Below are 12,478 nucleotides of genomic sequence, written 5' to 3' on the forward strand. Positions count from 1 at the left end.
AGTCCGCCCGTCAGCTCACCCGCTCGGCCCGGTGCTTGACCCTCTTGAGCCGCACCTCGGTGGGCAGTGATTCCAGGCCCGCCGAGTCGCGGGCGGCGGCCAGCGGGCGGGTGGTGAAGTCGGCCAGCGCGGCGGCCGGGGACGCGTCGGGTTCCAGACGGAGCCCGGCGCGCAGCGTGGGGGACGTACGGCGGCCGGCCAGGTGGGTGTCGGCCCCGGCCACGCCCGGCCGGCGGGCCGCGTCGTCCGCGAGCGCGGACTCCAGCGCGCCACCGCGCACCAGCGCGCCGCTGCCGTCACCGGTGTCGATGAGGATCTCGGACAGCCGGTGCCTGCGCAGCACCGACACCAGCCACCACAGCCCGATCAGCAGCAGGATGGCCAGCAGCGCGATAAGCGCCGGCCACCACCAGTCCTGGTCCCGCCAGGCGGTGCGCTCGGCGCGGCTGAGCAGCACGTCGTGCCGGCCGGAGTGCGGCCACCAGGACGGTGAGGGCGCGCCGAGGCCGATGGCCAGCACCGACCCGCCGAGCACGAACAGCACCAGTCCGGCGAGCGCCAGCAGGACACGGTTGACGGCTCCTGAACGCATGCCCCTCATCCCTTCTTTCCGGGTCCCCGGAGCCGTACCGACAGCTTGGGCCGCCGGGTCGTGCCGAGGTCGGACACGGCGCCGGCCAGCGCGGTGTCCAGGTCGCTCCGCACCTCGGCAGGGTCCCGGAAGTGCGAGATCACCCGCACGTCGGCCCGGCGGCGGCGCATCCGCACCCGTGCCTCGCGTACCCCGGCGACCTCCACGGCCCGGTCGCGCAGCACCTGGGCGGCGGCCTCGCGGGTGAGCGCGGCGCGTACGTCGGGGCGCGGGCGGAGCATGGGCAGCAGCCGGCGCAGGCCGGGGGTGAGGGCGAGCAGGATCAGCCAGAGGCCGACGGCGGTGACGAAGGCGGCGCCCGCGAGCACCGGGATGTCCTCGAGGGGCCGCTGGGCCAGTTGGCGGGCGAGTTCGCGGCGCCAGTACATCGCGGGGTGCCCGGTGCGGACGGCGACGATGTCGTACAGCAGCAGGCCCGCGCCGCCCAGCGTGAGCAGGGCGATGATCGCCGACGGGACACGGCGGGCCGACCAGAAGCGGCCGCTGCCCTTGGCGTCCGGGGGCAGGGCGGTCGGTTCCGCGGGCTGCGGGAGATGCTTGCCGGTGTCGGGGTGCTTCTCGGTGTCGACGACGGGCATCGGCCGGGTGGCGTCCTGAGGAGGCTCGCTCATGCCGTCCTCCCTCGGCGCTCGCCGGGCAGCCGCAGCCGCTCGACCTGGACGACCACCTCCGGCACCTCCATGTTGGCCAGCGTGCCCACCCGCTCGGTGACCCGGCGGCGTACGGCGGCGCAGCGGGCGCCGATGTCGGCGGGATACTCGAGTTCGAGGGCGACACGCACGCGGGCCGTGCCGAAGGGAGTGCGGTCCTGCCCGGTGCCGCGCGCCTTGGCACGCACGGACACCGTGGCGTGCGGGGCGGTGGTGTGCGAGGGCAGGGGGGCGAGCGCCTCGCGCGCGGCGCGTCCGGCGATCTTGGCGACGACACGGTCCGCGACCTTGGTGGCCCCGCGTTCGCCCGGCGATTCGCGGTCCGGGACGGCCGGCGGCGCCGCGCCGGTGTCCGTGCTCATCGCGGTCACCGACGCCAGTCGCGCCGGTCGCCGCCGGTGCGGAACCGGTCGTCACGGGTGCGGGACCGGTCGTCACGGCGGCGGAAGAAGTCGCCGAGTTCCAGTTCGCCGTCCACGAAGCGGCCGGCGAAGAATCCGACGGCCCCCAGGGCCGCCACCAGTACGAAGGCTCCGAACCCGCCGTAGAACCCGGCGAAGCCCAGCGCCATTCCGGCGATCATGCCGACTGCTGCCATGCTCATCTCTGCAGCGCTCCTTCAAGCGAGTCAGCCCGCCCGGCCGGCTTGACCCAGCCGGTCCGGCCTACTTCTCCGAGTACCCCGTGACTCACTGGATACGGGGCTGCTCGGGCTCCTCTTCCTCCTCGTCGTCGGGGAGGTGGACGTCGCTGACCGCGATGTTGACCTCGACGACCTCGAGGCTGGTCATGCGCTCCACGGCGGCGATCACGTTCTCCCGCACCGCGTGGGACACATCGCCGATCGGGAAGCCGTACTCCACGACGATCTCCAGGTCGAGGGCGGTCTGTACCTCGCCGACCTCGGCCTTCACACCGCGTGTCACGGCCTTGGAGCCGCCCGGCACCCGGTCGCGCATGGCGCCGATGGTGCGGGAGAGCCCGCTGCCCATGGCGTACACGCCCACCACGTCGCGTGCCGCCGTCCCGGCGATCTTCTCCACGACACCGTCCGCGATCGTGGTGCGCCCTCTGGTCGCCGGGTCGCCGCCACCGCGCCGGGTCTGCTTGCGGGCCGAGACCTGCGCCTCGTAGTCGTCGTCCTGGTTCGTCAGCTCGCTCATCGCTCACAGCCCCTCTCGGTAGTCCTTCTCCGACCACCGTAAGCACGGTTGCGCGGTTGCGCGCCGTGGATACGGCAGGCTGGAGGAATGACGGCGGACTGGACACAGGCGGTACGACAGCGACTGGCGCCCGGCAGACTGCTGCCGCTCGGCGGCAGGCGGGACGGCGCGTGGATGACGGAGCGGGCCGCGGCGGCGGTGCTGGGCGAGGCGGCCGCGGCGGAAGTGCCGGAGGCGCGGCTGGGCGCGCTGCGGATCGGGCTCGCCGATCCGCAGGACGTGCACGAGCCCGTCGTACCGGCCCCGCCGAGCGCCCTGCCGCCCGGCCCCCTTCGGGTGACGGCGGAGTTCGCGGCGACGGCGGCCCTGCCGCTGCCGGACACGGCGGCCCTGCTGCGGGCGGCGCTCACGGCGGCGGCGGACCGGCTGGGGCTCGTGGTGACGGAGGTGGACCTGCGGGTGACGGACCTGCTGGACACCTCCGCCGAACGGCCCCCGGCGGCCCCCGCACCGCAGGCACCGGACGCCGAGCGGTCCACGGAGCCGGACGAGTCACTGGTGGCCGCGGCCGTGCTCACGGTCCGTGGGGTGGCACGGCTGACCTCGAGCCTGAGCGGCCGGGGCCAGGCGGTACGCGTCGAGCACCGCGCCGCCGGGGCGGCGCTGCCGCACCGGCATGTGTACGTGGAGCTGACCACGGACTCCGCCGACCGGGCCGTCGATGTGGCCCAGCGGGTGCGCGCGGCGGTGCGGGAGACGCTGGAGGACCGCCCGACGGTGGCGGTCCTGGTGACCGGCGTGGAGTGACGTCAGTCGCCGATGCCCGCGAGGTCGCGGAGCCTGCGGGCCTGGGCGGCGCGTTCGGCGACGCGCTGCTCGTCGAAGGAGCGGCCGGTGGCGCCGCGCAGCAGCGCCTTGGTCTCCACCACGGCGTCGCGCGGCGCGGCCAGCACCGCTGCGGCCAGGTCCCCCGCGGCGCCGTCGAGTTCGGCGGCGGGCACCGAGACACTGGCCAGGCCGGAGACGACCGCTTCCTCGGCGTGCACGAATCGGCCGGTGACACAGATCTCCAGCGCGCGGGCGTAGCCGACGAGGCCGACCAGCGGGTGGGTGCCGGTGAGGTCGGGGACCAGACCGAGGCTGGTCTCGCGCATGGCGAACTGCACGTCGTCGGCGACGACGCGCAGGTCACAGGCGAGGGCCAGCTGGAACCCGGCGCCGATGGCATGTCCCTGCACGGCGGCGATGGACACGATGTCGTTGCGCCGCCACCAGGTGAACGCCTCCTGGTACGCGGCGATGGCCTCGTCGACCCCGGCGTCGTCACGGCGCGCGAGATCGATGAAGGTCGGCTCGCCCTCGATCCCCTCCGGGGTGAACATCTGGCGGTCCAGCCCGGCGGAGAAGGACTTGCCCTCGCCGCGCAGCACGACGACCCGGACGGAGCCCGGCAGCGCCCGGCCCGCCTCGGCCAGCGCCCGCCACAGAGCGGGGCTCTGCGCGTTGCGCTTGGCCGGGTTGGTCAGCGTCACCGTGGCGAGCGCGTCGTCGACGGTGAGCCGTACCCCGTCCTTGTCGAGAACAGGAGCGAGGTCCTGGTCGGGCGAAGCCATGGGGCGCCTCCGATGGGTGCGGTCATCGCGCGGAGCCGTACGGCACCGCGAAGTGACTGCACAGTAACCACCCGGACGATCACGGGACCGACCGGGTGGCCACCATCGAAGCCGATGGACCGCCCGGAGTCAGGACGACGCGGCCTTCTTGCCCCGCGTCGCACCGCCACGCCCACGGAGCGTGACGCCCGACTCGCTGAGCATCCGGTGCACAAAGCCATACGAGCGACCGGTCTCCTCGGCCAGCGCCCGGATGCTCGCACCGGAGTCGTACTTTTTCTTCAGGTCTGCCGCGAGCTTGTCGCGCGCGGCGCCGGTTACCCGGCTGCCCTTCTTCAGAGTCTCGGCCACCCGTGCCTCCTCGTGGGAAGTGCGCTCTGGTCTTCTCATGATCACCCCTCCGCGTCGGGTTGGCCACCCATTCGGCAAGGTCCGTGAGACGAGGTTGTGACGACAGGAGCGGGTCCCCACATACGGAATCGCTCATTCCGAAGCGGCGCGCCCGTACCGCCGAACGGGTGGAACAGGGAAGTCCCAGGTCAGAGACGTAAGACGGCCGGCCCCCCGGTACCGCTCGGGTACAGGGGGGCCGGCCGCGAAATCCGTGTATGACACACCACGGGATGAGGAGATCTCACTCAGATGGTGGATCACCGCTGGGCCGAATGATCCGGTCGGGGTGGATCACCGGGCCCCGGGGCGGGCCCAGGAGGGCCCTACGGGGTCAGGCGAGGGCGACCAGATCGGCGTAGCCGGAGCCCCACAGGTCCTCCACGCCGTCCGGCAGCAGGATGATCCGCTCCGGCTGGAGTGCCTCCACGGCGCCCTCGTCGTGGGTGACCAGGACGACCGCGCCCTTGTAGGTGCGCAGGGCGCCGAGGATCTCCTCACGGCTGGCGGGGTCGAGGTTGTTGGTGGGCTCGTCCAGCAGCAGCACGTTGGCCGAGGAGACGACCAGGGTGGCGAGCGCCAGGCGGGTCTTCTCGCCGCCGGAGAGGACACCGGCGGGCTTGTCGACGTCGTCGCCGGAGAACAGGAACGAGCCGAGCGTCTTGCGGACCTCGACCAGGTCCAGGTCCGGGGCGGCCGAGCGCATGTTCTCCAGGACCGTGCGCTCGGGGTCCAGGGTCTCGTGCTCCTGGGCGTAGTAGCCGAGCTTGAGGCCGTGGCCGGGGACGACCTCGCCGGTGTCGGGCTGCTCGGCCCCGCCGAGCAGGCGCAGCAGGGTGGTCTTGCCCGCGCCGTTGAGGCCGAGGATGACGACGCGGGAGCCCTTGTCGATGGCCAGGTCGACGTCGGTGAAGATCTCGAGCGAGCCGTACGACTTCGACAGGCCCTCGGCCATCAGCGGGGTCTTGCCGCAGGGCGCGGGCTCCGGGAAGCGGAGCTTGGCGACCTTGTCGGACTGGCGGACCGCCTCGAGGCCGGCGAGCAGCTTGTCGGCGCGCTTGGCCATGTTCTGCGCGGCCACCGTCTTGGTGGCCTTGGCGCGCATCTTGTCGGCCTGCGAGTTCAGCGCGGCGGCCTTCTTCTCGGCGTTCTGCCGCTCGCGCTTGCGGCGCTTCTCGTCGGCCTCGCGCTGCTGCTGGTAGAGCTTCCAGCCCATGTTGTAGACGTCGATCTGGGCGCGGTTGGCGTCCAGGTAGAACACCTTGTTGACGACCGTCTCGACCAGGTCGACGTCGTGGGAGATCACGATGAAGCCGCCGCGGTAGGACTTGAGGTAGTCCCGCAGCCAGACGATCGAGTCGGCGTCGAGGTGGTTGGTCGGCTCGTCGAGCAGCAGGGTGTCGGCGTCCGAGAACAGGATGCGGGCCAGCTCGATACGGCGGCGCTGACCACCGGAGAGGGTGTGCAGCGGCTGGCCGAGCGCGCGGTCGGGCAGGTTGAGGGCGGCGGCGATGGTCGCGGCCTCGGCCTCGGCGGAGTACCCGCCCTTGGTGAGGAACTCGGTCTCCTGGCGCTCGTACTGGCGCATGGCCTTCTCGCGGGTGGCGCCGGAGCCGTTGGCGATGCGCTGTTCGTTCTCGCGCATCTTGCGGATCAGGACGTCGAGGCCGCGGGCGGAGAGGATGCGGTCGCGGCCGAGGACGTCGAGGTCGCCGGTGCGGGGGTCCTGCGGGAGGTAGCCGACCTCGCCGGAGCGGGTGATGGTGCCGGCGGCCGGGATGCCGTCACCGGCGAGGCACTTGGTGAGGGTGGTCTTGCCGGCGCCGTTGCGGCCGACGAGGCCGATGCGGTCGCCCTTGGCGACCCGGAAGGTTGCGTTCTCGATGAGGACGCGCGCACCGGCGCGCAGCTCGATACCGGAGGCGGAGATCACGGACATACTCCTGGCGTACGTGGTTGACGGATGGGCGGCTGTCGAGGGCGTTCCCGCCGTCTAATGCGCGAGGAGAATGGCCATGGAACCAGTCTAACGGGGGCGGGCAAGCCCTTTTCCTGCCTCGGGTGGCGGGGTGCGGGGCGTCTCGGGGTAGGAATGGCGCCAGGGCTGCGGGCGACGGGCGTGACGGCCCGCACGGAAGATAACGGAGAGTGACGGGCTGTGCAGTTCGACGACGACGCGGATCTGGACACCTCCGAGGTGCGGGACGTGCGCGGGAGCCGGGTGCCGGGAGGCCGGGCGACGATCGGCGGCGGTGTCGTCGGGCTGGTCGGGCTGCTGCTGGCGCTGTTCCTGGGCGTCGGCCCGGACCAGCTCGGGCTCTCCTCGGGCGGTGACGAGGCCGCCTCCCAGCCCTCCTCGATGGGCGAGGTGCAGCAGGAGTGCCGGACCGGCCGGGACGCGAACACCCGGGAGGACTGCCGGGCGGTCGCGGTGGTCAACAGCGTGCAGGACTACTGGTCGCAGGAGTTCCGGCAGCAGGGGAAGCGGTACACCCCGGCGCAGACGTACTTCTTCAGCGGGCAGATCCGTACGGCCTGCGGGGCGGCGACGGCTGCCGTGGGGCCGTTCTACTGCCCCGGTGACCAGAGGGTCTATCTGGACCTGGGGTTCTTCGACGAGCTGCGCACGAAGTTCGGGGCGAGCGGCGGCCCGTTCGCGCAGGCGTACGTCATCGCGCACGAGTACGGCCACCATGTGCAGGACCTGATGGGCACGCTGGCACGCAGCCAGGACGGGATGACCGGCGAGAACAGCAACTCGGTGCGGGTCGAGCTGCAGGCGGACTGCTACGCCGGGGTGTGGGCGCACCACGCGACGACGACGCCGGACGAGTCGACTGGGCGGCCGCTGATCACCAGCCTGACCCCGGCGGACATCAAGGACGGGCTGAACGCGGCGGCCGCCGTGGGCGACGACCGCATCCAGGAGGAGTTCCAGGGGCGGGTGACGCCGGAGACCTGGACCCACGGCTCCTCGCTCCAGCGCCAGCAGTGGTTCGACCAGGGGTACCGGACGGGCGATCCGGACCGGTGCAACACCTTCGGCTGAGGCGTTGTCAGTGGTGGGTGCCAGACTGATCAGAGCAAATGGTGCGAATCACCACAGAACCGTTCACGAGGGAGTGACCGGCATGGCGGACACGAGTGGGCGCCCGAGTGTGTACCCGACGCTGCTGTACGCGGACGCGCGGGCGGCCATCGCGCAGCTGACGCGGGCACTGGGCTTCACCGAGCTGGCGGTGTACGAGTCGGAGGACGGCACGGTGCTGCACGCCGAGCTGACCCAGGGGAACGGGGCGGTGATGCTGGGGGCCAAGGGGCGGGGCGGTGTCTTCGACCAGGCGATGCGCGGCGCGGGCCCGGCGGGGACGTACGTGGTCCTGGACGACGGGGCCGACGTGGACGCCCATCACCGGCGTGCGGTGGAGCACGGCGTGGAGATCCTGATGCCCCCGACGGACCAGGACTACGGCTCGCGGGACTACATGGCGCGGGATGCCGAGGGCAACATCTGGAGCTTCGGGACGTACGCCCCCGCGATGACTCCCTGAGCGGCGGGGGCGTTGCGGCGGGCCGCTCTCAGCCTCCGGTGTGCACCTGGAAGGCGGCCCGGCGTACGGCCTTGGCGAGGGCGGGGTCGGGGTGGGCGGCGGCGAGCGCGACCAGGACCTGCACGGTGCGGGGGTGGCCGACGGCCCGGACCTCCTCCAGCAGGGCGGGGACGGTGGGCTGTACCGCCGCCTCCAGGTGCCGGACCAGCATGTCGGTCTCGCCGTGGTCGGCGACGGCGGCCGCGGTGTCGACCCACAGCCAGGTGGCTTCCTCGCGGGTGAGGACCTCGTGGGCATCCTCCGGGTCGACTCCGTCGTACTCGGCGAGCCACAGCAGGGCGTAGGGGCGCAGCGCGGGCTCCGCGACGACGGCGCGTACGTCGTGCTCGGCGGGGGCGCCGACCACGCGGAGCGCCTCGAAGGCGAGGCCGCGCAGCAGGGCGTCGTCGCCTCGGGCGGCGTCCAGGAGCTGGCCGACGGCGCCGCCGACCGTGCGGGCGGCGAGCCAGGCGCGGTATTCGGCGCGGGCGGCGTTGGGGCGGAGCTGGGCGCAGCCGCGGAGCATGTCCTCGGCGGACTGCTCGATGTTGCCGGCGGGGCTCTGCGCGGCGACGCAGATCTGTTCCAGCTTGACCCAGACCGCCCAGCTGCCGAGGGGGGTGAGGGTGGCGTGGCCGTCGCCGTGGGTGAGGGCGCCGACGGCGGCGAGCGCTTCGACGGCCCAGTCGAGGAGGGGTGCGAGGGGGACGTCCGGGGCGGGGGCGGCGAGGACGGGTGCCTCGACGGCGCCGGGGGCGTAGGTGATCTCGCAGCGTTCGGTGCGCAGTTCGGTGACCCGCTGCTGGAGCAGGTCGAGCAGCTGCTCGGCGGGGACGGGCCCGGCGGAGAGCTGGAGGAAGGAGAGGACCTGGGGCATCGCCGAGACGACTTCGGCGACGGTGGCCGGTTCCTGGCCCCGCGGTTCGGGGCAGGCCAGCGACCAGGCGTCGAAGAGGGCGACCCAGCCGCGCAGTACGGCACTGTCGTCGCGGTCCCAGGCGCGCAGGCGCCAGCCCGGGCGGGCGCTGTCGCCGTGCACCTCGACGAGCCCGGAGAGGCGGGCGGTGTCCCAGTCGGCGCGGATCTGCGCGGTGGTGAGGCCGAGGTCGGCGGCGGCGCGGTCGGCGGTCGCGTCGGACAGGGTGGCCTTGCCGTCGGCGGTGGCGGCGTCGCTGCCGGGCCCGAGGGCGAGGTCGGCCCACCGGGCCACGCGGACCGCCCCGGCGAGGACGGTCCGGGCGAGTCTCGCCAGTTCGGCGGGGGCCGGGGTCCCCTCGGGCGGCCGGGGCGCGGCGCGGCGCGTGCGCCGCTGGTTCACAGCTCTGGGGGCGGCGGCCAGGGGTCGCGGACGGACGAGTCGAAGCCTGGAGTCGCGCGGGATACGGGACGTCACGGGTGCAGTCTTCCGGTTGACGGTCCGAAAACCCAAACGGGATGTCACAGCGGGCAACACAGAGGGCCAAGGCAGCAGTCTCACGGCGCGTCGGCCGGGGACTTGGCCGGCACGTCCCCTTCGGCTGAGACCCGCCGAGGAACCGGGGCTTCCGGCTTGGGCCCGCCAGGCCGGAGGGCTACAGCAGTGGGGTCAGGAAGCGGCGGAGCAGGTCCTCGTAGGCCGTGGGGTCCACGTTCCACATGGCGGCGTGGGGGGCCTTGGGGACGGGGTGGAGGGAGATGAGGCCGGGCTGGCGGGCGGCCAGGCGGCGGGAGTCCGTCCAGGGGGCGATCTTGTCGTCGGGGCCGTGGATGATCAGGGTGGGGACCCTGAGGGGTTCCACTCCCGCGGCCTGGCGGGCGGTGCGCATGCCGGCGCGGCCCTGGGCGGCGCGTACCGCCAGGGGCAGCAGGGGGCCGGGGACGTGGCGGGCGTGGGCCAGGGCGCGGAGGGTGACCTCCCAGCCGAGGACGGGCGAGTCGAGGATCAGGCCGGCGACGCGGTCCCGTACGGAGGAGCGTTCGGCGGCGCGCAGGGCCATCGTGGCGCCGGTGGACCAGCCGAGGAGGACGACCCGGCGGGCGCCGTAACGGACGGCGTAGCGGATCGCCGCGTCCACGTCCCGCCACTCGGTCTCGCCGAGGTGGCTGAGGCCGTCCGCGGAGCGTGGGGCGCCAAGGTCGCCCCGGTAGGCGAGGGCGAGCACGGGCAGCCCGAGCGCGTGGAGTATCCCCATGACGTTGAGGGTCTGCTCGCGGGTGGCGCCAAGACCGTGCACGGCGATCACCCAGGTGTCCCGGGGTCCGGGCACGAACCACGCGGGCAGCGGGCCGAGTTCGCCGGGGATGTCGATGTCGGCGTACTCGAGACCGAGGGCGGAGCCGGGGTCCCCCACGTAGGCGTTGGGGGTGAGCCAGGCGGAGTCGCCGGGGCTGAAGGTCCCGTGGGTGAGGCGTTCGAGGGCGCGTACGACCGTGTCGGCGCTCTGCTCGGCCCCCTCCAGCACCGGTCCGACGACGGCGTGGGAGCCGTTGCCCGCGAGGCCGTAGACGCCGGGGCGGCGGGAGGCGAGGTCGCGGGTGAGGGTGATCCGGCCGCCCTCCACGCCGTGCACGGTGAGCCGGGGTTCGGTGGGCAGCGGGCGGCCGGGCGGCAGCTTCAGCGCGGCACCGCTGGCCAGCCTGCCGACGGCCACGGACGCGGCGCCGGCGGCCAGTACGGCACCGATCGCGGCGGCGACTACGTGGACTTTGCGCACGGGTCCAGTGTCGGGGGCCGGGCCGGTACCGGCCAGCGGAGCACCCCCGCTCAGCGCTGCCCGTACCCCCGCAGCCGCTCCCCCGCCTCGGTCAGCTCCGCCTCCGTGAGCAGGGCCGGGGTCAGGCCCGGCACGGAGGACGCCGTGAGCCAGAGGCGGCACATCCATTCCAGCTGGGCGGTGCGGTCGTAGGCGCCGTCCAGGGTGTCCCCGTAGGTGATCGTGCCGTGGTTGCGCAGGAGGCAGCCGGAGCGGTCCTGAAGGGCGCGCAGCATGTGGGCGGCCAGTTCGGGGGTGCCGTAGGCGGCGTAGGGGGCCACCCGTACGGGGCCGCCGAGCGCGCAGGTCATGTAGTGGACGGCGGGCAGCTCGGTGACGAGGGTGGAGACGGCGGTGGCGTGCACGGCGTGGGTGTGGACGACGGCGCGGGCGCCGGTGGTGCGGTACACCGCGAGGTGCATGGGCAGTTCGCTGGTCGGCACCAGCGTCCCGAGCACCTGGCGGCCGGAGAGGTCGACGCCGGTGATGTCGGCGGGGGTGAGCCGGTCGTAGGGCACGCCCGAGGGGGTGACCAGGACGGTGTCGCCCACCCGCGCGGAGACGTTGCCGGAGGTGCCGACCACCAGCCCGTCGGCGACGGTCCGCCGGGCGGTGGCCACCAGCTCCGCCCAGGCCCGCGCCTCGTCGCCGTCCGCGTCCCGCCGCTGTTCCGCCATGCGGCGATCCTGCCAGCCGGGGGCCGGGCGCGTGCCCGCTTCCACGCCCTTCACGCGCCTCCGAACGAGCTAAACCGATCAGAAACGCCAGAAATAGTCACACTTCTGACGGCCTCCCGACTTTGACTGATCCCTCTCACTCGCTGGACCACGTTTCACCGGGGGACCGCATGGCCCGTGACCGCTCATCAACCCGTCGCCGCGCGGGCGTCCTCGCCGCGGCCCTCTCGGCCCTCACCCTCACCGGGGCCCTCACCGCCGCCCACGCCCCGCTCGCCGCGCAGCCCGAGCTGCGCAGGACCCAGCCGAGGGGGCACGACGTGTCCTCCCACCAGAAGCGCGTCGACTGGTGGTCGGCCCGCGCCGAGGGCGCCCGGTTCGTGTACGTGAAGGCGACCGAGTCCACGACCTACCGCAACCCCTACTTCGCCGGCCAGTACAACGGCGCGCGCCAGGCCGGGCTGATCCGGGGCGCCTACCACTTCGCCCTGCCGAACCGTTCCTCCGGCGCCGCGCAGGCCGCGTACTTCGTCCGGCACGGCGGCGACTGGCAGGCCGACGGGGTGACGCTGCCGCCCGCGCTCGACATCGAGTACAACCCGTACGACAAGCACCACAAGTGCTACGGGCTGAGCCGGAAGCGGATGGTGCGCTGGATCAGGTCCTTCAGTGACGAGATCCGCCGGGAGACCGGCCGCCGCCCGGTCATCTACACCACCACCAACTGGTGGACCGCCTGCACCGGCAACAGCCGCGCCTTCTCCGGCGACCACGCCCTGTGGATCGCCAGCCATGGTTCGTCCGGCCCCGGCAGACTGCCCGGCGGCTGGCGGTACTGGACCTTCTGGCAGCACGGCACCAAGGGCCGCCTGCCGGGTGACCAGGATCTCTTCGGCGGCTCCTCGGCCCGGCTGCGGACCTTCGCGCGCGGGCGCTGAACGACCCCCGGAGGGCGGCCGGATGCCCCGGAATCCGGGGTGCCGCTTCCGACACCACGACGCCCGTCCCAGT

Annotated in this window: 15 protein-coding genes; 4 read left to right on the top strand and 11 right to left on the bottom strand. The window is 73.4% G+C overall.

The window, feature by feature from the left end; translation table 11 throughout:
• Positions 1-10 precede the first annotated feature (10 nt).
• The 5 genes from amaP to ACIGA3_RS00290 form a co-directional block, all read right to left on the bottom strand.
• Positions 11-601, bottom strand: a complete 591-nt coding sequence (amaP, locus tag ACIGA3_RS00270; protein WP_399708509.1) for an alkaline shock response membrane anchor protein AmaP — start codon at positions 599-601, stop codon at positions 11-13.
• Positions 598-1,263, bottom strand: a complete 666-nt coding sequence (locus ACIGA3_RS00275) for a DUF6286 domain-containing protein (RefSeq protein ID WP_399708512.1) — start codon at positions 1,261-1,263, stop codon at positions 598-600. The genes amaP and ACIGA3_RS00275 overlap by 4 nt, the downstream gene beginning before the upstream one ends.
• Positions 1,260-1,664 carry an Asp23/Gls24 family envelope stress response protein gene (locus tag ACIGA3_RS00280; protein WP_399708515.1) on the bottom strand — a complete coding sequence of 135 codons (405 nt, stop codon included), beginning with the start codon at positions 1,662-1,664 and terminating at the stop codon, positions 1,260-1,262. The genes ACIGA3_RS00275 and ACIGA3_RS00280 overlap by 4 nt, the downstream gene beginning before the upstream one ends.
• A gap of 5 nt (positions 1,665-1,669) precedes the next feature.
• Positions 1,670-1,906, bottom strand: a complete 237-nt coding sequence (locus ACIGA3_RS00285; protein WP_399708518.1) for a hypothetical protein — start codon at positions 1,904-1,906, stop codon at positions 1,670-1,672.
• Between the two features lie 85 nt (positions 1,907-1,991).
• On the bottom strand, positions 1,992-2,465 hold the full coding sequence (locus ACIGA3_RS00290; protein ID WP_399708521.1) for an Asp23/Gls24 family envelope stress response protein: 474 nt from the start codon (positions 2,463-2,465) through the stop codon (positions 1,992-1,994).
• A gap of 87 nt (positions 2,466-2,552) precedes the next feature.
• Here ACIGA3_RS00290 and ACIGA3_RS00295 point away from each other — a divergent pair, with 87 nt between their 5' ends.
• Positions 2,553-3,272 carry a nucleopolyhedrovirus P10 family protein gene (locus ACIGA3_RS00295; RefSeq protein ID WP_399708524.1) on the top strand — a complete coding sequence of 240 codons (720 nt, stop codon included), beginning with the start codon at positions 2,553-2,555 and terminating at the stop codon, positions 3,270-3,272.
• Between the two features lie 2 nt (positions 3,273-3,274).
• Here ACIGA3_RS00295 and ACIGA3_RS00300 read toward each other — a convergent pair whose 3' ends face one another.
• From ACIGA3_RS00300 to abc-f, 3 genes are all read right to left on the bottom strand, one after another.
• Positions 3,275-4,078 carry an enoyl-CoA hydratase/isomerase family protein gene (locus tag ACIGA3_RS00300; protein WP_399708527.1) on the bottom strand — a complete coding sequence of 268 codons (804 nt, stop codon included), beginning with the start codon at positions 4,076-4,078 and terminating at the stop codon, positions 3,275-3,277.
• Between the two features lie 129 nt (positions 4,079-4,207).
• Entirely contained in the window at positions 4,208-4,429 is a 222-nt protein-coding gene (locus tag ACIGA3_RS00305) for a helix-turn-helix domain-containing protein (RefSeq protein ID WP_004002281.1), read from the bottom strand.
• Positions 4,430-4,802: 373 nt separating this feature from the next.
• A complete protein-coding gene (gene abc-f / locus ACIGA3_RS00310; protein ID WP_399710736.1) occupies positions 4,803-6,401 on the bottom strand; it encodes a ribosomal protection-like ABC-F family protein in 1,599 nt (532 codons plus the stop codon).
• Positions 6,402-6,626: 225 nt separating this feature from the next.
• Between abc-f and ACIGA3_RS00315 the strand changes: the two genes are divergently transcribed.
• Together ACIGA3_RS00315 and ACIGA3_RS00320 are read left to right on the top strand one after the other, a co-directional pair.
• Entirely contained in the window at positions 6,627-7,517 is an 891-nt protein-coding gene (locus ACIGA3_RS00315) for a neutral zinc metallopeptidase (RefSeq protein WP_399708530.1), read from the top strand.
• Positions 7,518-7,599: 82 nt separating this feature from the next.
• Complete coding sequence (locus ACIGA3_RS00320; protein WP_399708533.1) at positions 7,600-8,019, top strand: VOC family protein; 420 nt, start codon at positions 7,600-7,602, stop codon at positions 8,017-8,019.
• A gap of 28 nt (positions 8,020-8,047) precedes the next feature.
• Here the strand turns inward: ACIGA3_RS00320 and ACIGA3_RS00325 are convergent, their stop codons facing one another.
• From ACIGA3_RS00325 to ACIGA3_RS00335, 3 genes are all read right to left on the bottom strand, one after another.
• The gene (locus ACIGA3_RS00325; protein ID WP_399708535.1) at positions 8,048-9,451 is read right to left on the bottom strand and encodes a hypothetical protein; all 1,404 of its coding nucleotides are present in this window, start codon (positions 9,449-9,451) and stop codon (positions 8,048-8,050) included.
• A gap of 178 nt (positions 9,452-9,629) precedes the next feature.
• Positions 9,630-10,751 (bottom strand): alpha/beta hydrolase, encoded by a 1,122-nt coding sequence (locus tag ACIGA3_RS00330; RefSeq protein WP_399708538.1) that lies wholly within the window; start codon positions 10,749-10,751, stop codon positions 9,630-9,632.
• 50 nt (positions 10,752-10,801) lie between these two features.
• Positions 10,802-11,467 carry a class II aldolase/adducin family protein gene (locus tag ACIGA3_RS00335; protein WP_399708541.1) on the bottom strand — a complete coding sequence of 222 codons (666 nt, stop codon included), beginning with the start codon at positions 11,465-11,467 and terminating at the stop codon, positions 10,802-10,804.
• Positions 11,468-11,637: 170 nt separating this feature from the next.
• Here ACIGA3_RS00335 and ACIGA3_RS00340 point away from each other — a divergent pair, with 170 nt between their 5' ends.
• Positions 11,638-12,405, top strand: coding sequence for a lysozyme (locus tag ACIGA3_RS00340; protein ID WP_399708544.1), 768 nt, complete (start codon positions 11,638-11,640; stop codon positions 12,403-12,405).
• The last annotated feature ends 73 nt before the right edge of the window (positions 12,406-12,478 follow it).

This window comes from Streptomyces sp. NPDC085596 (genome assembly GCF_044541565.1).
GTDB lineage: Bacteria > Actinomycetota > Actinomycetes > Streptomycetales > Streptomycetaceae > Streptomyces.